Genomic DNA, 18956 nt, shown 5'->3' with positions numbered 1-18956 from the left:
CACGCGCTCCCGTCGACGGCGGTGGGACGCGGATCAGTGACCGAGGCCGCCGAGCAGGCTCGCGAAGTCCGGCGTCGCGGGAAGCGCGTCGGCTTCCTGCGGGGCCCGCCTGGAGGCCCGGATCGCCCAGGCCAGGTCGGCTCCGGCCCGGCGGATGCGACCGTCCAGGGCGGCCGCGTCACCGTCGGTCCCCCAGTCGTCGGTCGCGGCGAACACCCCGGTGGGCACGATCGCCGCACGCAGGTACGCGAAAACCGGCCGGAGGGCGTGGTCGATCGCGAGGGAGTGCCGCGAGGTCCCGCCGGTGGCCCCGAGCAGGACGGGCATGTCGGCCAACGAGTCCTTGTCGAGCAAGTCCAGGAACGACTTCGCCAGTCCGCTGACGCCCGCGGTGAAGATCGGCGTGACGAACACGACGGCGTCGGCCTCGACCACGGCGGCCATCGCTGCGGAGAGCGCCGGAGCCGCGAAGCCGGTGAGCATCGCGTCGGTGATCTCGTGCGCGAGCGGCCGGAGTTCGACGTGCACGACGTGTGCCGGGGTGCCCTCGGCGACGAGCGACGCCACGGCGGCCTCGCCCAGACGGTCGGCGAGCAGGCGGGTGGAGCTGGGCTCGGAGAGTCCGGCGGAGACGACGGCGATGGTGGTCATGATGCTTCCCGACTTTCGATGCGTTTGCATGAACATAGCATCCAACCGGGTTGCCCTCGCAACCATTCCCGCCATCGAACAGCGTGCCGATCGGTCACGACTCCCCGCGCGCTGACTGCGGAGCGGTCACGAAGTGTCGAGTGGGACCGTGGTGGCCGACGAGTCGTGACCGCGGGACGAGCGCAGGCGAGGTGTCGTGACCGACCTCGCGACCGACCGAGGACGGAATGCGGACTGAGCGGGGCCCCGCCGAGCGCCGAACGCCCCGCGGAACGAAGAACGCCCCGGTCCTCTCGAAGAGGACCGGGGCGTTCGGTCAAGCGTGTGTCGGTCGACTAGCGACGCAGGCCGAGGCGCTCGATGAGCGTGCGGTAGCGGGCGATGTCGACGTCGGAGAGGTAGCCGAGGAGACGGCGACGCTGACCGACCATGAGGAGCAGGCCACGACGCGAGTGGTGGTCGTGCTTGTGCTCCTTGAGGTGCTCGTTCAGGTCGTTGATACGACGCGTCAGAACGGCGACCTGGACCTCGGGGGATCCGGTGTCGCCCGGGTGGGTCGCGTACTCTTCGATGATCTCCTGCTTGACCTGTGCGTCAAGTGCCATGGTGATCCCCTTCCTGTCCGTTGCGCGGTGCTCGTGCCTGATGCACGAGCGCTCTTTGTCCGCGGCCGTTCGACGGCAACCGCACAAGACTACCAGAGTCCTAGGCGGTCCTGGGGTGCAGACGGCGCCGGCGACGACGCTCCGGCAGCAGGCTGCGGACGAGTCCGACCAGCGTCGCGCCGAGCAGTCCGCCGAGGCCGTTCGACAGCACGTCGCGCGGGTCCGCGACGCGGTACGGCAGGTAGGTGGCCTGCGCGAACTCGATGCCCGTGGACAGGGCGACCGCGACGAGCGCGCCGAGGATCCACCAGCGCCGGGGCAACCACAGCGCCGCGAGCATCCCCACGGGCACGAACATCGCGATGTTGGCGAGGAACTCGGTGCGCTCGTACGTGAACCAGGCACCGTGCGGCAGCTGCTGCACCCAGGCGATCGCGTGCAGCACGAGGGAGTTCTGGGCCGACGTGAAGACCTGCGGGGTCAGCGTCATCCGCCAGATCACCCAGGCGTAGCCCGCGGTCAGGGCGAGGAGGAGGAGTCGACGGAACATCCGCACAGTGTGCTGCACGGTCCTGCGCGGTCGCTGGAGCGCTCCTGTCAGCCGTCGGTACGACACCTGGGCGATCGCGGATCGGCGCTGGTCAGGACTCCCCCGCACCTGTCAGCATGGGTCCGGGCGCGATCGGTGCCCGCACCACCGACACCGCACGGTCAGATCAGGAGCACCGCAGCATGCCGGAGCACGAGGCACCCAGCACCCCACGCCGCAACCGCACCGGCGGCCTGCGGCAGTGGGGGTGGATCGCCGCTGCGGCCGTCGTCGTCGCCGCGGTCGTCACGACCCTCGTGGTCGTCGGCCCGTGGAACGGCGGCCCGCCGGACGGTGACCGTACCCCGAGCGGCCGCAGCGTCGCCGAGCGGAAGTCCGCGGCCGAGGCGTTCCCGGGCGGGCTCGCGCGCCAGCCGACCGCCGTGAACCAGGCCGGCCTCCGGGAGCGCCAGGCCCGTGCCGACGGTGACACCCAGACCGCCGAGCAGATCGCGGTGATCGCCGACCAGCCGATCGCGACGTGGCTGACGAACACCTCGCGGGCCGAGACCCGCTCCACGATCCGGTCGGTGGTCAGCACGGCCGAGCAACGCGGTGGCACCCCCGTGTTCGTCCTCTACAACATCCCGGACCGCGACTGCGGCAGCTACTCGAAGGGCGGCACCGAGGACGACGCCTACCTGCCGTGGGTCCGGTCCGCCGTCCGGGCGATGGCCGGTTCGCACGCCGTCGTGCTCGTCGAGCCCGACTCGATCGCCCAGATCCAGAACTGCGAGCGGCTGCGCGACGAACGCCTGCCCCTGCTGCGGAAGGCCGTCGACGCGCTGACCGGCCACGGGCTCACCGTGTACCTGGACGGCGGCAACGAGAACCGTGTGCCGACCGCCACCATGGCGGACTGGCTGCGGCAGGCCGGCGTCGACGAGGTGCAGGGGTTCTTCACGAACGTGTCGAACTTCTACCGGGTCGACCAGGAGCGCGCGTACGCCGACGAGCTCGCCGACGCGATCGGCGGCGACCCGCACTTCGTCATCGACGTCTCCCGCAACGGGCAGGGGTGGCGGGGAACCTGGTGCAACCCCGAGGGCGCCGGCCTCGGCCAGGAGCCGCACGTCACCGGCGGCAGCACCCGGCTCGACGCCCTGCTCTGGGTGAAGACGCCCGGGCTCAGCGACGGCACCTGCAACGGCGGCCCCGCGGCCGGCCAGTGGTGGGAGTCGTACGCGCTGGCCCTCGTCGAGCACCGCAAGCGCGACTGACCCCGCCACGAGACGGCCCGCGCAGGGCCGTGTCGGTACCCGGTGGTTGCATGTGCGCATGACCGCGACCGACCGCATCCGCTCCGTCGTCCCGCCCTACCTGCTCCGCGCCGTCGCCGGTGCCGATGCGTTCCCCCGGGCGGCCTCGGCGGCCCGCACTGCGCTGGCCTCCCTCGACGCCGTGCAGGCGCCGAAGCACGCGCACCTGGTCGCACCGCGCAGCGTCAGCGGTGCCGTCGACCGCTCGCCGCAGCGGACGATCACCGACGCGCGCGGCACCACGACGCTGCCCGGCACCGTCGTCCGGGGCGAGGGCGACGCCGACTCCGGTGATGCCGCGGTCGACGAGGCGTACGCGGGCCTCGGCGCCACGCACGCCTTCTGGCTCGAGGTGTTCGGCGGGGTGTCGATCGACGGCGCCGGGCTCCCCCTCGACGCGACCGTGCACTACGGCCAGGACTACGACAACGCCTACTGGGACGGCAACCGGATGGTGTTCGGCGACGGCGACGACGAGGTGTTCCGCCGCTTCACCGTCGCGCTCGACGTCATCGGCCACGAGCTCGCGCACGGCGTCACGCAGTACACCGCCGACCTGACCTACCAGGGCCAGTCGGGTGCCCTCAACGAGTCGATCAGCGACGTCTTCGGTTCCCTGGTCGCCCAGTACGCGGCGGGGCAGACGGCGGAGCAGGCGAGCTGGCTCATCGGCGAGGGGCTGTTCACCGACGCAGTGCAGGGCGACGCGCTCCGGTCGATGCGGGCCCCCGGCACCGCGTACGACGACCCGGTGCTCGGGAAGGACCCGCAGCCGGCGACCATGGCCGGTTTCGTCGTCACCACGGACGACGCCGGCGGGGTCCACACGAACTCCGGCATCCCGAACCACGCGTTCTTCCTGGCGGCCACGGCCATCGGCGGCCCCGCGTGGCTGGGTGCCGGCGCCGTCTGGTGGGACGCCCTGACGTCGGCCGAGGTGACCGCCTCGATCGACTTCGCGGGCTTCGCCGCCGTCACCGTCGACGCGGCCGGGCGGCGGTTCGGGGACGGTTCCGCCGAGCAGACCGCGGTCCGTCAGGCCTGGCAGCGGGTGGGCGTCCTCGACTGATCGCGCCACCCGGGCGTAGCGTCGAGGGCATGCGCATCGAGGTCCGCCGCTCCGGGGGCTTCGCCGGCACCACACGGCGCTGGCGGGTCGACACCGACACGAGCAGCGACCCCACGGCGTGGTCCGACGTCGTCGACGCGCTGCGGCGCACCCCGGCACCGACGGCACCGCCCGTCCCCGACGACTTCAGCTGGACGATCACCGTCGAGCGCACCACCGTGACGATCCCGGGACGCCGCCTCGACGGTCCGTGGGCCGACCTCGTCGCGCGGGTGCGGTCCGAGGGCGACCCGACCTGAGCCGGGAGGCCCGTGGCGGGCCCGCACCGGGCCTCCCGTCCGCCCCGCGGGGACGCCACCGCCCACCGATCGTGCGCAGGAACGGTCGCGTGGGACCGACGGACCCGACCGTTCCTGCTCACGAAGTGCGCGGGGACACGCGCGCGACCGTCAGTCGACGTCGATGACCGTCAGGCGACGGGTCGGACGCGTCATCGCGACGTACACCGCGGCGGCGGCGCGGGCGGCGTCGGCACCCACGCCGTCCGGGTCGACGAGCAGCACGCCGTCGAACTCCAGGCCCTTGGCGTCCGCACCCGTCAGCACCGTGAGCGAGCCGGCGTTCGGCGAGGCGAGGCCCCGGACGTCCGCCTCGGTGCGGGCGAGCCGCTGCCGGACCGTGTCGACCTGGGCCTCGGGGACGATGACGCCGATGGTGCCGGAGCCGATCCGGGCACGCTCGGCGTCCGCGACCGCCACGACGGTGTCGAGCAGGTCGGCCCGGGCGACGCGGACGCGCTCGACCGGGTCACCGTCACGCACGGCCTCGTTGCGGGTGACGGTGAGGCCGGCACCGTCGGCGAAGGCCCCGGCGGCCTCCACGATGGAGCGCGGGGTGCGGTAGTTGACCGTGAGCTGCTCGATGCGGTGGTCGAGCGGCACCTGCGGCGCACGGCCGCGTCGGCGACGCGCGAGCGCCCCGATGACGTCGTCCCAGGTGCGCGCGGCACCCGGCGATGAACCCTGCGCCATGTCGCCGACGATCGTGAACGAGCGCAGCGGGTTGCGGCGGGCGAGCACGCGCCACTGCATCGGCGAGAGCTCCTGCGCCTCGTCGACGACGATGTGCCCGTAGGTCCACTCGCGGTCGTCGGCGGCGCGCTCGGCGGTGGAGCGGGGGTCGCCGCCCTCGGCGAACGAGCCGGCGACCTGCTCGGCGCTGACGATGCCCTCGACGCCCATGTTCTCGATGGCCTGGCGGGCGTTCTCGATGTCGCGGTTCCGGCTGGCCTTCGCCGCGCGCTTGGCGGCGCCGCCGGTCGGGTCGAACGGGCCGAGCAGTTCGGCGGCCTCGTCGAGCAGGGGGACGTCCTCGACGGTCCAGGCTGCGCCTCGGGCGCGCTGCAGCAGGGCTCGGCGCTCCGGGGTCCAGTCGGGGGTGAGCGAGGCGAGCCAGTTCGGCCGGGCGTAGAGGTCCTCGAGGAACTTCTCCGGCGGCAGCGGCAACCACGCGGTGTTGAGCAGCACGCGGGCGTCGTACGAACTCCGGATGTCCTCGCGCAGGACCTTCTCGTCGGCCTCGTCCACCGTGGTGCCGCGTTCCCGCAGCTGCTCGGCGAGCAGGCGGGTCATCGCGTCGAGGGCGGTCTTGTTGAACGTGACGCGGGCGGCGTTGTGCGGCTTGCCGCGGTCCTGCGCACGCTTCATGGCGTCGGCGACGAGCTGCGGCGGCACGACGAGCCGCTCGCCCTCGATGTCGAGCGTGACCGACTCGGTCGGCACGACCTGGCGCGAGCGCACGGCCCGGCGCAGCAGGGACGCCATCTGCGCGGCGCCCTTCACGGCGGCGACGTCGCGGGTGTCGTGCGTCGTCGCGTGCACGCCCGGGTAGAGCGAGCCGAGCGACGCCATCACGACACCGGTCTCGCCGAGCGACGGGAGCACCTGCTCGATGTACGTCAGGAACGCCGGCGACGGGCCGACCATGAGCACGCCGGAGCCCCGCAGCCGCTCGCGGTAGGAGTAGAGCAGGTAGGCCGCGCGGTGCAGCGCCACGGCGGTCTTGCCGGTACCGGGGCCGCCCTGCACGATGAGCACGCCCTCGAGCGGGGAGCGGATGATGCGGTCCTGCTCGCCCTGGATCGTCGCGACGATGTCGGTCATCCGGCCGGTGCGCTCGGCGGTCACCGCGGCGAGCAGTGCTCCTTCGCCCTGCAGGTGGGTGCGCTCGTCGTCGTAGAGCGAGGCGTCGAACACCTCGTCCTCGACGCCGACCACGCGACGGCCCTGCAGGGACAGGTGCCGACGGGAGCGCATGCCCATCGGGTGCGCGGCGGTGGCCTGGTAGAAGGCGCTCGCACCGGGGACGCGCCAGTCGAGCAGCAGCGGCCGGTGCTCGGCGTCGCGCAGCCCCACCCGGCCGATGTACCGGAAGGTGTCGTCTGGGTTGTCGGGCTCGGCGACCTCGAGCCGGCCGAAGACCAGACGGTCCCCCACCCGCTCGAGCGTCGCGACGGTGTCCTCGTAGAGCCGCGCGTACGCGTCGCGCTCGCTGCGGCTCTGGTGGTTCCCGCCGACCGCCTGTCGGCGGGTCTCGGCGAGGCGCTGTTCGGCCTCGGCGGTCAGCTCGTCGAGACGACGGAAGAGGCCGTCGACGTAGCCGCGTTCACGGTCGATCTCGGTCGGTTCGGACACACGCAACCCTTCGGGAAGAGGGGGAACCAGTGTACTGCCCACCGGGAGCCCCGCTGTCCCCGAAGGGTCGCGTCGGAGTCACATCTCTTCGTGCGTGTCCGGGTCGCCGTCCCACAGACGACCGCGCTCGAGCGCGGAGATCGCCTGCACCTCGTCGTCGGTCAGCTCGAAGCCGAAGACGTCGAGGTTCTCCTTCTGGCGGGCGGCGTCACCCGACTTCGGCACCGGCACGGCACCGAGCTGGACGTGCCAGCGCAGCACGACCTGGCCGGGGGCCACACCGTGCGCGGCGGCGGCGGCGACGATCGGCTGCTCGGTGAGCAGTTCCGACCGCTTCGCGAGCGGGCTCCAGCTCTCGGTCACGATGCCGAGCTCCTGGTGCACCTTCCGCAGTTCCGCCTGGGGGAAGTACGGGTGCAGCTCCACCTGGTTGACGGCCGGGGCGACCCCGGTGGCATCGACGATGCGGCGGAGGTGCTCCGGCGTGAAGTTCGAGACGCCGATCGAGCGGACCTTCCCGCTGTCGCGGAGGTCGACGAACGCCTTCCAGGTGTCGACGAACCTGTCCACCGACGGGTTCGGCCAGTGGATCAGGTACAGGTCGACGTGGTCGAGCCCCAGGTTGCCGAGGGTCTCGTCGATCGAGCGGTGCGCCTCGTCGTAGCCGTGGTGCCGGCCGGGGAGCTTCGACGTGACGACGAGGTCCTCGCGCGCCACCTCGGACTCACGGACCGCCTTGCCGACGGCGTCCTCGTTGCCGTAGTTCAGCGCCGTGTCGAGCAGCCGGTAGCCGCTCGCGATCGCGGTGCCGACTGCCGCAGCGCCCTCGTCGCCGTTCAGGCCGTAGGTGCCGAGGCCGAGCTCCGGGAACCGGTGGCCGTCGTTCAGCTCGATCGTCGGGGCACCGACCTGCATCAGCGGACCCCGAGCAGGTCGATCACGAAGATGAGGGTCTTGCCGGACAGGAAGTGGCCACCACCGGCAGGGCCGTAGGCGAGCTCCGGCGGGACGACGAGCTTGCGGCGTCCGCCGACCTTCATGCCGGGGATGCCCTCCTGCCACCCGCGCACCAGGGCCGCGAGCGGGAAGTCGATGGGCTCGCCGCGGTTCCAGGAGCTGTCGAACTCCTCGCCGGTCTCGTACTCGACCCCGGCGTAGTGGACCTTGACGGTCGAGCCGGCGGACGCTTCCTCGCCGGAGCCCTCGACGATGTCGGTGATGACGAGCTCGGTGGGGGCGGGGCCCTCGGGGGCGTCGAACTCGGGCTTGCTGTTCAGGTCAGTCATGCCGATCAGTCAACCAGAGCGCGCACCGGGCACGCGCAACGAGCGTCCAGCCCGCAGAATGGTTCCACCGTGACACCATCGACTCCCGCACCGCCGCGCCGCCGCCTGCTCGCCGACCTCACCCCGCTCCGCCGCTCCCCCGCCTTCGCCCGGCTCTGGGCCGGCACGGCGATCGCCGGCATCGGTACCCAGATGACCACCGTCGCCGTCGGGCTCGAGGTCTACGAGATCACCCGCTCGACCTTCGCCGTGGCCCTGGTGGGTGTCATCGCGCTCGTGCCGATGATCGTCGCCGGCCTGTACGGCGGCATGCTCGCGGACGCCTTCGACCGACGCCTCGTCGCGCTCGTGTCGTCGATCATCGCGTGGGTCGCCGTCGCCCTGATCGCCACGCACGCCTGGCTCGACCTGCACAGCGTCGCACTGCTCTACGTGCTCGCGACGGTGAACGCCGTGGCCGCCACCGTCAGCAACGCCTCCCGCTCGGCCATCGTCCCCCGGCTCGTCGGCACCGACCTGCTGCCCGCGGCGAGCGCCCTGGGCGGGATCGCGTCCGGGTTCCAGGTCACCGTGGGCCCGGCGATCGCCGGCGTGCTCATCGCGACCGTCGGGTTCGCGCCGACGTACACGATCGACGTCGTGCTGTTCACGTTCGCGTTCCTCGGGGTGTTCACGCTGCCGCGGATGGCCGCCGACCACGACGCACTGTGGCCGGGGCTCGGCTCGCTCATCGAGGGCGCGAAGTTCCTGCGGCGATCGCGCAACATCACGATGACGTTCGTGCTCGACATCATCGCGATGACCTTCGGGCAGCCGCGTGTGCTGTTCCCCGCGATCGGCGCGCTCGTCATCGGCGGCGGGTCGATCACCGTCGGCACCCTGACCGCCGCGTACGCGATCGGTGCGCTGCTGTCGAGCGTGTTCTCCGGGCCGCTCGGGCACGTCCGACGCCAGGGTGAGGCCGTCGGCTGGGCCATCACGGCGTACGGCGGGGCGATCGCGGCGTTCGGTGTGGTCATCGCGCTGGCGCACGTGCTCGGCGGCCGCTCGGGTGAGGCGTTCGGCGTCGAGATCCTGCCGGCGATCGGGCTCGCGGCGCTGTTCCTGGCGATGGCCGGTGGCGCGGACAACGTCAGCTCGGTGTTCCGGAACACGATCCTGCAGGCGGCGTCGCCGGACGGCATGCGCGGTCGGCTGCAGGGCATCTTCATCGTGGTGGTCACGGGCGGCCCGCGGCTCGGTGACCTGTACGCCGGCCTGGTCGTCGCGGCCGGCATCGCGTACCCGCCGGTCATCGGCGGCGTGCTGATCATCGGCCTCGTCGCGCTGCTCCTCCGGATGGTCCCGTCGTTCCGCCGCTACGACGCCCTGCACCCGCACGCCAACTGACCGGTCGGTCCTGGTGCGCAAGACACCGGTGTTCGCACGTCGAACACCCGCGTCCCGCGGTGCGGAGCGTGAACACCGGTGTCTTGCAGGGGCTCGCGACGCGACCGAAGGGCGGACGGGAGGCGCGGGGCGGGCCCGCCACGGGCCTCCAGGCCGTCAGGTGTCGGGTACCGTACGACACATGCCGGACAGCGCATCGCGCGACCTCCAGCGGACGGGAGTCCGCGCCGTCGTGCGGCGCACCTACCACTCGGTCATCCGGCACCGCGTCGTCGACGCGGCCGCGTCGCTGACGTTCTTCGCGCTCCTGACGGTGTTCCCGACCGCGCTGGCGGTCGTGTCGGCGCTGTCGATCGTCGACCGCAAGGGCGACAGCCTGACCGACATCGTCGAGGTCCTCGGGTTCATCGTCCGGCCGGAGACCGCCCAGCACCTCGAGGGGCCGCTCCGGCAGCTGCTGACCCTGGACAACCCGTGGCTCGGGTTCACGATCGGCGTCGTGCTGACGCTCTGGTCACTGTCCGGCTACGCGACGGCGTTCGGACGGGCGATGAACACCGCCTACGAGGTCGAGGAGGGCCGGCGGATCTGGAAGTTCCGCAGCATGATGCTCCTCGTCACGCTGCTCGTCATGGTCGGCGGTGCCGTCGCCATCGTCATCCTGCTCGGGACGCCGACGATCTCCGAGGCGGTGATCCGCCAGCTCGGCTGGGCGCCCTGGATCGACGACGTGTGGAACGTGGTGAAGTGGCCGGTGCTCGCGGCCGACCTCGTCGTGATGGTGGCGGTGCTCTACTACGCGACGCCGAACGTGAAGACCCCGCAGCTGCGGTGGGTGTCGGCCGGTGCCGCGTTCGCGATCGTGACCTGGGCCATCGCCACGGTGGGGTTCGCGCTCTACGTGGAGACCCTCGGCGGCGGGAACCGCGCCTACGGGTGGCTCGGTGGCGCGATCCTGCTGCTCGTGTACCTGTACATCTCGAACTTCGTGCTCGTGGTCGGCGGGGAGCTCGACTCCGAGGTGATCCGGATGCGGCAGCTGCTCGCCGGCATCGAGGCGGACGAGTCGATCCGGCTGCCGCTGCGGGACGTCACGCGGAACTTCACGCTCGCGCGCTGGCGGGACCAGGACATCGCGGCCGCCCAGCACGTACGGGCCGAGGCCGCGCGGGTGGCCGAGGAAGAGGACGCCGAGCTGACCCCGGGCGAGGAGCGCCTGCGGGCGATGGCGCAGCAGGTGCGGGTGGGCGAGCGGCCGCTGCCCTGACGGGGGTGTGCGCGCGGCGCTTGCACGCGCCGCGTCAGCGCTTGCGCGCCTCGGCGTCCAGCATCTCCTCGGTGATGATCGGGATCGCACCCGTCGCCAGCTCGATGCCCGACAGCCGTGCCGGGCTGAGCACCCGCATGACCTGGTCCTCGTCCATCAGGCCCGCGGCCACGACGAGCGTCGAGATCGGCGTCGAGGTGGTCAGCGCCGTGTGCGCGATCGACGCAGCCGCCGCGTACCCGATGTACGGCGTCAGCGCGGTGACGACACCGACGTTCGTGTCGACCTGGGCCGCGAGCTTCGCCTCGTTCGCCTCGATGCCGACGACGCAGTGCTCACGCAGGGTCGCGCAGCCGCGGGACATCCACTGCAGCGACTGCAGGATCGAGTGGGCGATGATCGGCTCGAAGGCGTTGAGCTGGAGCTGCCCGCTCTCCGCCGCCATCGTCACGGTGGTGTCCGCCCCGGCGACCGCGTAGGCGATCTGGTTCACGACCTCGGGGATCACCGGGTTGACCTTGCCCGGCATGATCGACGAACCGGCCTGGCGAGCCGGCAACGTGATCTCGCCGAGACCCGCCTGCGGGCCGGACGACAGCAGCCGCAGGTCGTTGCAGATCTTCGAGAGCTTCGCGGCGCTGCGCTTCACCGTGCCGGACAGGGTCATGAACGCACCGGCGTCACTCGTCGCCTCGATGAGGTCGGGGGCGGTGACGACGTCGATGCCGCTCGCCTCCTGCAGCTGCCGACGGACCTCGTCGCGGTAGAGCGGGTCCGCGGTGATCCCGGTGCCGATCGCCGTCGCGCCGAGGTTCATCTCGGCGAGCAGCGGCATCACCTTGCGGAGCAGGTCCGCGTCCTCCTGGATCGTGTGCGAGAACCCGGTGAACTCCTGCCCGAGGGTCATCGGCACGGCGTCCTGCAGCTGCGTCCGGCCCACCTTCAGCACGTCGGCGAAGGCGCGGCCCCGCTCGGCGAACGCCGCGGACAGTTCTTCGAGCTGCACGATCAGACGACGGACCCCGAAGATCATCGCGATCTTGATGCTCGTCGGGTACGTGTCGTTCGTGGACTGGCTGCGGTTCACGTGGTCGATCGGGTGCAGGTACGCGTAGTCGCCCCGCTCACGGCCCAAGAGTTCGAGGGCCCGGTTCGCGAGCACCTCGTTCGTGTTCATGTTCGTGCTCGTCCCCGCGCCGCCCTGCACGACGTCGACGACGAACTGCTCGCGGAGTGCCCCGTCGCGGACCTCCTGCGCCGCGCGGTCGATCGCGTCGGCGCGCTCTTCGTCGAGGACACCGATCGCCCGGTTCGCCCGCGCCGCCGCCTGCTTCACGGTGACGAGCGCCTCGATGAGGTCCGGGTACACGGCGATCGGCACGGAGGTGATCGGGAAGTTCTCGAGTGCCCGCAACGTGTTGATGCCCCAGTACGCGTCGTTCGGGACCTCCCGTGATCCCAGCGAGTCGCTCTCGGTCCGCGTCGTCGTCGTCACAGGTGCCTCCTCGTTGCCGGTCACACGTCGAGGCTAGTCCCGTCCGTCCGGCCGGTCCGGGAACGCGCCGGGGCTGGGCGGAGCGGGCGGCGTGCCGCCACGGGCCTCCCGTCCGACCCGCCCGCGCACTTCGTGAGCAGAAGATGTCGGCTCGCGCTGCGGGACTCGACATCTTCTGCTCACCAAGCGCGCCGCCCGCGCGAGCGGGCGGAATGCCGGGGTCACTTCAGCCACGCACGGCGGCATTTCGCCCGCTCGCCCGCGACGGCCTGGAGGCCCGGTGCCAGGCCGCCACGGGCCTCCCGTCCGTCCGCCCGCGCGCTCCGTGAGCAGAAGTGGTCGGGTCACGGACGGGGACCCGACATCTTCTGCTCACCAAGCGCGCCGCCCGCGCCGCGGGCGCGGCGAACGCGCGACGAGTGAGCAGAAGACGCCGGGTCGCGAGGGGCGACACGGCGTCTTCTGCTCACACGGTGAGCGTGCCCGTCAGTGGAACTGCGGGACGATGAGGTAGATGCCGTAGAGCACGACGGCGCCGCACACGACGAAGCACGCGATGGCCGCGGCGCGCAGTGCGCGTGCGGCCGCCGAGGCTCCGGCCGGGTTCGGGAAGCCGGCGGTGGCCGGGCCGATCGTGCCGTCCTCCTTCACGGTGAACTTGCCTTCGCGGGTGTCGGCGGCGCTCCAGAGACGGAGGCCGACCGAGTACACGGCGACGACGAAGCACGACGAGACCACGGCGACGAGCGCCACGGTGAGGAATGCGAACCAGTCGATGCCCATCAGCGACGGCCTCCCTTGCGGGCCGCCATGCGACGGAGCGTGCGCTCGCGGCTCAGTTCTGCGCGACGCTGGGCGACCGCGTCGGCACGCTTCTTGCGCTGCATGTCACGCAGCTCCTTGCGGGTCAGGACCGCGTTCGCGGCGACGTCGACCTCGATCGCGGAGGCCTGCTCGTGCGGCTTGCGGAGCGACCACAGGTACAGGCCGAGGATCACGACGGCACCGATCACGGCGTCGAGCACGAGCCCGATGACGCCGAGGCGGGCGATGCCCGAGGCGACCGCACCGACCGCGGCGGCCGCGGGCAGGGTGATGAACCAGGCGATGACGATCTTGCCGGCGGTCGACCACTGGATCTTCGAGCCGCGGCGGCCGAGACCGGCACCGATGATCGAGCCCGAGGACACCTGCGTGGTCGACAGCGCGAAGCCGAGGTGGCTGGACGCGAGGATCGTCGCAGCGGTCGAGGCCTCGGCGGCGAAGCCCTGCGTCGCACGGATCTCGGTGATGCCCGAGCCGAGGGTGCGGATGATGCGCCAGCCGCCCGTGTAGGTACCGAGGGCGATCGCGAGGGCACAGGCGACGACGACCCAGAACTGCACGCCCTGGTTCGACGACTGCGCGCCCGAGGCGATGAGGGTCAGCGTGATGACACCCATCGTCTTCTGCGCGTCGTTGGTGCCGTGCGCCAGGGACACCATCGAGCTGGTGAAGACCTGCCCGATGCGGAACCCGCCGCGCTCGTTCGGGAACACCGGACGCTTCGTGATCCGGTACGCGATGCGCGTCGACAGGAACGACACGAGCGCGGCGATCACGGGCGAGGCGAACGCCGGGATGATCACCACCGTCAGCAGCGCGACGTAGTTGACCGACTGGAACCCGGCACCGACGATCGCGGCACCGATGAGCCCGCCGAACAGCGCGTGCGACGACGACGACGGCAGCCCGCGGAGCCACGTGATCATGTTCCAGACGACTGCCCCGATCAGGCCCGCGAAGATCATCTCGGGGCTGATGGCGACGCCACCGGGCCCCTCGTTGATCAACCCGTGCGAGATCGACGTCGCCACGGCGGTGCTGAGGAACGCACCGACCAGGTTGAGCACCGCAGCGACGGTGACCGCCACCTTGGGCTTCATGGCGCCGGTCGCGATCGGGGTCGCCATCGCGTTGGCGGTGTCGTGAAAACCGTTTGTGAAGTCGAAGAAGAGGGCCAACGCGATGACCAGGACGACTATGAGTGTGATGTCCACCGCGGGCAAGTGTCCCAGGCGTCGGCCCATCGAGCAAACCTGATCGGCAACCTGTTGTTCACCGCAGCTTCACACTCGTTCAGCTTCGGAACCATGCCGATGGGAGAATGCGTCCATGGACACCGCTGAGCTCCTCATCCTGCTGATCGGATCGCTCGCGGTGACGGGGTTCGCCCGGGCCAAGGGACTCCCCGCTCCGCTGCTCGTCACGGCGGTCGCCCTGGCTGCCTCGTTCCTGCCCGGGCTGCCGCCCATGGAGATCGACTCCGAGGTCATCCTCACGGTGATCCTGCCGCCGCTGCTCTACTCGGCGGCCCTCGACGTGTCGTGGCAGAGCTTCCGCGGCTCCATCAAGCAGATCCGACGGCTCGGCATCTTCCTGGTGATCGTCACCGCCCTGGTCGTCGGCGGGGTGGCGTACCTGCTCATCCCGGACATGACGCTGCCGGCGGCGATCCTGCTCGGCGCGATCGTCGCCCCGCCGGACGCGGTGTCCGCCGCCGCGATCGGCCGGAAGCTCGGACTCCCCCGCCGCGTCATGACCGTGCTGTCCGGCGAGAGCCTGATCAACGACGCGGCCTCGCTGACCCTGGTGCGGGTGTTCACGCTCATCATCGCGGGCACGTCGCTGACCATCTGGCAGGACCTCGGTATCTTCGGCCTGGCGATCGGCGTCGGTCTGGTCGTCGGCATCGTGCTCGGCGTCGTCGTGCACTGGATCCGGATGCGCATCAACGACCCCGTGGTCGAGACGATCATGAGCATCCTGCTGCCCTTCGTCGCCTACATCCTCGCCGAGGACCTGTCCGGCTCCGGGGTCATCGCGGTCGTCACTGCGGGCCTGTACATCGGCTACAACTCGCCGAAGGAGGGCTACGCGACCCGCCTGCAGGAGCGTCCGCTCTGGACGAGCATCGACGTCATCCTCGAGGGCTTCGTGTTCGCGCTCATCGGCCTGCAGCTCAACACCGTCGTGCAGGACCTGGTCGAGAGCGAGCGGAGCCTCGGGCAGACGCTCACCGCCGCGGCCGTCGTGCTCGCGGTGGTGATCCTGGTCCGGCCGCTGTTCGTGTTCGAGTCCTACGCGCGCAACCGGTTCAACGGGAAGTGGCTCCGGCCGCTGCGGATCAAGCTGTCCCGCGGGCACCCGTCTCTGCGGTGGATGCGCGGTTCCGCGGAGCCGAAGCTCAACTGGCGGGAGCTCACCGTCATCTCGTGGACGGGTATGCGCGGCGTGGTGACCCTGGCGGCCGCGGTCTCCGTCGTGGCGAGCCCGACGCAGATCCCGGCGCAGGACACGATCTTCATCATCGCCTTCTTCGTCACCGTCGGCACCCTGCTGCTGCAGGGACTCACCCTGCCGTTCGTCATCCGCGCGCTCAAGGTGCAGGACCCGGCCGAGGGCGAGGAGGACGTGCGCAGCGAGATGCGGCTCAACCAGCGCACCACCGAGGCCGCGATCGAGCTGCTCGAGAAGCGGCGCCCGGCATGGGCGAAGCAGTACGGCTCGGAGGCCGTCGACTCGGTGGTGAACCGGTTGAAGGCGCGACTCGAGCGTCAGGCCGAGACGTTCCGTCAGGACGCCGAGGAAGAAGAGGACGAGGGGCGGAACGTCGCACTGCGCCTGCGTGGCTCGCAGATCCAGGACATCCGGCGCGAGCTCCTCGACCGCCGCCGCGAGATCGTGCTCGAGGAGCGGGAGAAGGGGAACCTCGACGAGGAGGTCATGCGCCGCGTGCTCGTGACCCTCGACGCGGAAGAGCTCGCGATGGACTCGGCGCAGGCGTCGCGCAGTCGCTCCTGAGCACCCCGGGCGTATCCTGGCGCTCCGATCGAGAGCAGGAGCAGAGCGCCGAGTGAGCACGCCGCGGAACGACGTCCCCAGGAACGACGACGGACCGGAGCGCCCCGGCGGTTCTCGTCCCACGCCGCCGAAGCCGCGTGGGACCAGGCCCTCCGCACGTGGGACCAAGCCGCGTCGTGGCGGCAAGGTCGCCGGGCACACGCGTTCGGGACCCCGGCGACAGGCTCCGGTGCCCGCGCCCCAGCAGCACGGCGCCTACCGCCGGTGGTACTCGACCCTGCACCCGTCGCTGCAGCTGATCGGCCTGCAGCTCTGGATGCCGCTGTTCTTCATCGTCGGGTTCTGCCTGTGCTACGTCTTCGCGTTCCACGCCCCGCACCCGCACGACGTCCCGATCGCCCTGATCGGCAGCGACCCGGCGTTCGTGCAGGCGGTGCAGCAGGCGTTGCCCGGCGAGTTCGTGTTCCACACGTACGACTCGCTCGCGCAGGCGAAGCGCGACGTGGTGGGTGGCTCGATGGCGGTCGCGTACGACCCCGCTGCGAACGAGTTCTTCAAGGCGAGCGCGCACCAGTTCCAGGTCGCGAGCCTCGTCCCGGCCACCCTCACCGCGGTACTGACCGGCCTGGGCGTGGCGACCCCGAAGGTCACCGAGCTCGCACCGCTGCCCGCCTGGGACGAGTACGGCACCGTCGCGATGTACGTCATGCTCGCGTGGTGCATCGGCGGCTACATGGTCGCGATGTTCATCGGCATCATGGGCGGCCCGCTCCGGCACCGCACCCGGATGACGGTCATCGTCGTCGGCGGCCTCGTCATCTCGCTCATCACGAACACGCTCGCCGGGCCCGTGCTCGGCGCCATCCACGGGCACTGGATCCAGCTCGTGCTCATCGCCTGGGGCTGGATCGTGGCGATCGGCCTGGCGGTGAACGGCCTGAGCTACTTCGTCGGCCGGTTCATCGCCGCACCCGCGATGATCTGCTTCGTCTTCCTGTCCATGCCGTCGTCCGGCGGCGCCTACCCGAAGTGGTTCATGCCCGAGCCCTTCGCCTGGCTGAACAACGTCGTCGTCGGCTCGAGCATGGTCGACATGATCAAGCACCAGGTCTACGGCGTCGGCCCCGGCCCGGCCCGCGGCCTGATCACGATGGCCTGCTACGCCACGGCCGGCCTGGTGCTGATGTACTTCGGCAAGAAGTGGTGGGAGCGCCGACGGATCCGGGCGATCGTCACCGGCCGGACCACGATGTTCCAGGACGCCAACACCGCCAACCGCGAGTTCCTCGGCGGGCAGCGCGACGCCGAGCTCGAGCGCCACGGCCTGACCTCCACCGAGACCGGCACCCTGAGCGTGCTGCGGGACGACGACTGGGAGGACGACCGCACCGGTGGTGACGTCTTCACCGGCGGTCGCGACGGCCTCGAGCCGGATGCGACGCCGACCGGTCGCATCGCCGTGCAGCGCCCCGCGAACCGGAAGGAACCGCGACCAGCGGCGGCTCCGCACGGCAAGCACGCCGACCGCTGACGCGTATCCTGATCGGATGAACCCGCGCATCACCTGGCACCGCGTCCTCATCACCGTCGTCGTCGTGTTCCTCGTGATGACGGTCGGCTTCTACGCCGCGAGCGTCCTGCTCGCGCCCGCCGACGGCCGCGGCACCGCCGGGCTGTTCGTCGGGTGGGCGATGTTCTCGATGATCGGCGCGATCGTCGTCGGCATCATCGACTTCTTCGTGCGGCCCCTGGGTGGCCGGAGCGGCGACGCCGACGTCATGGCCGCCGCCGAGGAAGCGCGCACCGGCAGCACCCGCACCCAGCAGCCGCGCTAGCAGCAAGCAGCAAGCAGCAAGCAGCTACTCACCCACGCCCGCGCCGACGCCCGTCCCGGTGAACCCGGCGACCGTCGCGTCGTCCTCGGCGAACGTGAAGCGCGCCCGGACGTTGCCGCCCGCGAGCACCCCCGGCAACCAGTAGCGGGCGTCGTCCCACATCGCGTCGTAGGGCACGGTGTCGACCGGGATCCACCGCGGCTCCAGTTCGTCGGAGCCCGACGGGTCTCCCTGCCAGCGGCGGCAGACGAAGACGTCCGAGACCTGGGACCAGGACGGTCGGTACGGGAACCGGTAGTCCAACGTGCCACGGGCCTCCAGGTCGACCGCGTCGAGCCGCAGGCCGACCTCTTCACGCACCTCGCGCACGGCGGTCTCGACCGCCGACTCACCGGGCTCGCGCTTGCCGCCGGGGCCGACCAGACGGCCCGTGCCGAGACCGCGGCGCTTCTCCCCCAGCAGCACTTCGGGGCCCGCCTCGCCGTCGCGCAGCAGGTACACGACCACCACCCGGGGATGCTGGGACTTGCTCTCGTCGCGAAGGGTCACGCGTCCAGTGTGACCGATGGAGTGTCGTACGCTTTTCCCATGGCAGGCGTGCTGCGGGGGCACCATGGCTGAGCCCCGCAGGACCGGGCGCAGCCTCGAAGTGCTGCGCGCCGAGGCCGCCGAGGAGATCTCGATGCTCGTCGAGCACCGCAGTCGTCAGGGCGAAGACCCGTGGGAGTTCATGCCGACGCTCCCCACCGTCGACGAGCAGGTCGTGCTGATCCTGCGCGCGGATGCCGTCGACCTGGACGAGGCGATCGGCAAGCGGCACGCGCAGTGGTCGAGCCACCCGGCGTCCGGGCAGGGCACCAAGCTGGGCGAGGAGTACCACCGGCTGCGCCGGATCGCGCTGCAGCACCCCGAGCTGACGCCCGCCGTGTGGAAGCTGCTGGGCGCGCTGCCCGAAGCCGGCTGAGCTGCGGTTGG

19 protein-coding genes are annotated in these 18956 nt (G+C 71.3%); 9 read left to right on the top strand and 10 right to left on the bottom strand.

All coding sequences use genetic code 11. The features are described from left to right. Positions 1-33: 33 nt before the first annotated feature. From DEJ11_RS05630 to DEJ11_RS05620, 3 genes are all read right to left on the bottom strand, one after another. Positions 34-651 carry a CE1759 family FMN reductase gene (locus tag DEJ11_RS05630; RefSeq protein WP_111102922.1) on the bottom strand — a complete coding sequence of 206 codons (618 nt, stop codon included), beginning with the start codon at positions 649-651 and terminating at the stop codon, positions 34-36. A gap of 335 nt (positions 652-986) precedes the next feature. Then, positions 987-1256 (bottom strand): 30S ribosomal protein S15, encoded by a 270-nt coding sequence (rpsO, locus tag DEJ11_RS05625; RefSeq protein WP_017885935.1) that lies wholly within the window; start codon positions 1254-1256, stop codon positions 987-989. 100 nt (positions 1257-1356) lie between these two features. Next, entirely contained in the window at positions 1357-1806 is a 450-nt protein-coding gene (locus DEJ11_RS05620) for a VanZ family protein (RefSeq protein WP_084741173.1), read from the bottom strand. A 182-nt stretch (positions 1807-1988) separates the two neighbouring features. Here DEJ11_RS05620 and DEJ11_RS05615 point away from each other — a divergent pair, with 182 nt between their 5' ends. Genes DEJ11_RS05615 through DEJ11_RS05605 form a run of 3 tightly spaced genes read left to right on the top strand, consistent with a single transcriptional unit; the run spans position 1989 to position 4472 of the window. Then, the gene (locus tag DEJ11_RS05615) at positions 1989-3065 is read left to right on the top strand and encodes a glycoside hydrolase family 6 protein (RefSeq protein ID WP_146250022.1); all 1077 of its coding nucleotides are present in this window, start codon (positions 1989-1991) and stop codon (positions 3063-3065) included. Between the two features lie 58 nt (positions 3066-3123). Next, positions 3124-4173 carry a M4 family metallopeptidase gene (locus DEJ11_RS05610; protein ID WP_111102919.1) on the top strand — a complete coding sequence of 350 codons (1050 nt, stop codon included), beginning with the start codon at positions 3124-3126 and terminating at the stop codon, positions 4171-4173. A 29-nt stretch (positions 4174-4202) separates the two neighbouring features. Continuing rightward, positions 4203-4472, top strand: coding sequence for a protealysin inhibitor emfourin (locus DEJ11_RS05605; RefSeq protein ID WP_111100781.1), 270 nt, complete (start codon positions 4203-4205; stop codon positions 4470-4472). 150 nt (positions 4473-4622) lie between these two features. Here the strand turns inward: DEJ11_RS05605 and DEJ11_RS05600 are convergent, their stop codons facing one another. The 3 genes from DEJ11_RS05600 to DEJ11_RS05590 all read right to left on the bottom strand — a co-directional run bounded on the left by DEJ11_RS05600 (position 4623) and on the right by DEJ11_RS05590 (position 8152). Continuing rightward, on the bottom strand, positions 4623-6866 hold the full coding sequence (locus tag DEJ11_RS05600) for a HelD family protein (protein ID WP_258375294.1): 2244 nt from the start codon (positions 6864-6866) through the stop codon (positions 4623-4625). Between the two features lie 78 nt (positions 6867-6944). Further along, complete coding sequence (locus DEJ11_RS05595; RefSeq protein ID WP_111102917.1) at positions 6945-7781, bottom strand: aldo/keto reductase; 837 nt, start codon at positions 7779-7781, stop codon at positions 6945-6947. Next, positions 7781-8152, bottom strand: a complete 372-nt coding sequence (locus DEJ11_RS05590) for an FKBP-type peptidyl-prolyl cis-trans isomerase (RefSeq protein WP_173035534.1) — start codon at positions 8150-8152, stop codon at positions 7781-7783. The genes DEJ11_RS05595 and DEJ11_RS05590 overlap by 1 nt, the downstream gene beginning before the upstream one ends. A gap of 69 nt (positions 8153-8221) precedes the next feature. Here DEJ11_RS05590 and DEJ11_RS05585 point away from each other — a divergent pair, with 69 nt between their 5' ends. Together DEJ11_RS05585 and DEJ11_RS05580 are read left to right on the top strand one after the other, a co-directional pair. Then, positions 8222-9541, top strand: a complete 1320-nt coding sequence (locus tag DEJ11_RS05585; RefSeq protein ID WP_111102916.1) for an MFS transporter — start codon at positions 8222-8224, stop codon at positions 9539-9541. Between the two features lie 181 nt (positions 9542-9722). After that, positions 9723-10808, top strand: a complete 1086-nt coding sequence (locus DEJ11_RS05580) for a YihY/virulence factor BrkB family protein (RefSeq protein ID WP_111102915.1) — start codon at positions 9723-9725, stop codon at positions 10806-10808. A 34-nt stretch (positions 10809-10842) separates the two neighbouring features. Here DEJ11_RS05580 and DEJ11_RS05575 read toward each other — a convergent pair whose 3' ends face one another. The 3 genes from DEJ11_RS05575 to DEJ11_RS05565 form a co-directional block, all read right to left on the bottom strand. Further along, positions 10843-12303 carry an aspartate ammonia-lyase gene (locus tag DEJ11_RS05575; RefSeq protein WP_258375292.1) on the bottom strand — a complete coding sequence of 487 codons (1461 nt, stop codon included), beginning with the start codon at positions 12301-12303 and terminating at the stop codon, positions 10843-10845. Positions 12304-12789: 486 nt separating this feature from the next. Next, positions 12790-13086: a hypothetical protein gene (locus DEJ11_RS05570; protein WP_111030495.1), complete on the bottom strand. Its 297-nt coding sequence runs from the start codon at positions 13084-13086 to the stop codon at positions 12790-12792. Continuing rightward, on the bottom strand, positions 13086-14342 hold the full coding sequence (locus DEJ11_RS05565) for an inorganic phosphate transporter (protein WP_035807670.1): 1257 nt from the start codon (positions 14340-14342) through the stop codon (positions 13086-13088). The genes DEJ11_RS05570 and DEJ11_RS05565 overlap by 1 nt, the downstream gene beginning before the upstream one ends. A 115-nt stretch (positions 14343-14457) precedes the next feature. Between DEJ11_RS05565 and DEJ11_RS05560 the strand changes: the two genes are divergently transcribed. The 3 genes from DEJ11_RS05560 (at position 14458) to DEJ11_RS05550 (ending at position 17981) form a co-directional block, all read left to right on the top strand. Next, positions 14458-16146 carry a cation:proton antiporter gene (locus DEJ11_RS05560; RefSeq protein WP_027464738.1) on the top strand — a complete coding sequence of 563 codons (1689 nt, stop codon included), beginning with the start codon at positions 14458-14460 and terminating at the stop codon, positions 16144-16146. A gap of 229 nt (positions 16147-16375) precedes the next feature. Beyond that, a complete protein-coding gene (locus tag DEJ11_RS05555; RefSeq protein WP_071405578.1) occupies positions 16376-17677 on the top strand; it encodes an ABC transporter permease in 1302 nt (433 codons plus the stop codon). A 16-nt stretch (positions 17678-17693) separates the two neighbouring features. After that, complete coding sequence (locus tag DEJ11_RS05550) at positions 17694-17981, top strand: hypothetical protein (RefSeq protein WP_110864711.1); 288 nt, start codon at positions 17694-17696, stop codon at positions 17979-17981. Between the two features lie 24 nt (positions 17982-18005). Here the strand turns inward: DEJ11_RS05550 and DEJ11_RS05545 are convergent, their stop codons facing one another. Further along, a complete protein-coding gene (locus tag DEJ11_RS05545) occupies positions 18006-18530 on the bottom strand; it encodes an 8-oxo-dGTP diphosphatase (RefSeq protein WP_181440782.1) in 525 nt (174 codons plus the stop codon). A 64-nt stretch (positions 18531-18594) separates the two neighbouring features. On the opposite strand from DEJ11_RS05545, the gene DEJ11_RS05540 reads away from it, so the two are divergent. Continuing rightward, entirely contained in the window at positions 18595-18945 is a 351-nt protein-coding gene (locus DEJ11_RS05540) for a tryptophan synthase subunit alpha (RefSeq protein ID WP_111038858.1), read from the top strand. Positions 18946-18956: the final 11 nt, after the last annotated feature.

The organism is Curtobacterium sp. MCLR17_058, from assembly GCF_003234705.2.
Taxonomy (GTDB): Bacteria; Actinomycetota; Actinomycetes; order Actinomycetales; family Microbacteriaceae; genus Curtobacterium; species Curtobacterium flaccumfaciens.
This window is presented reverse-complemented; position numbering and strand designations above follow the sequence as displayed.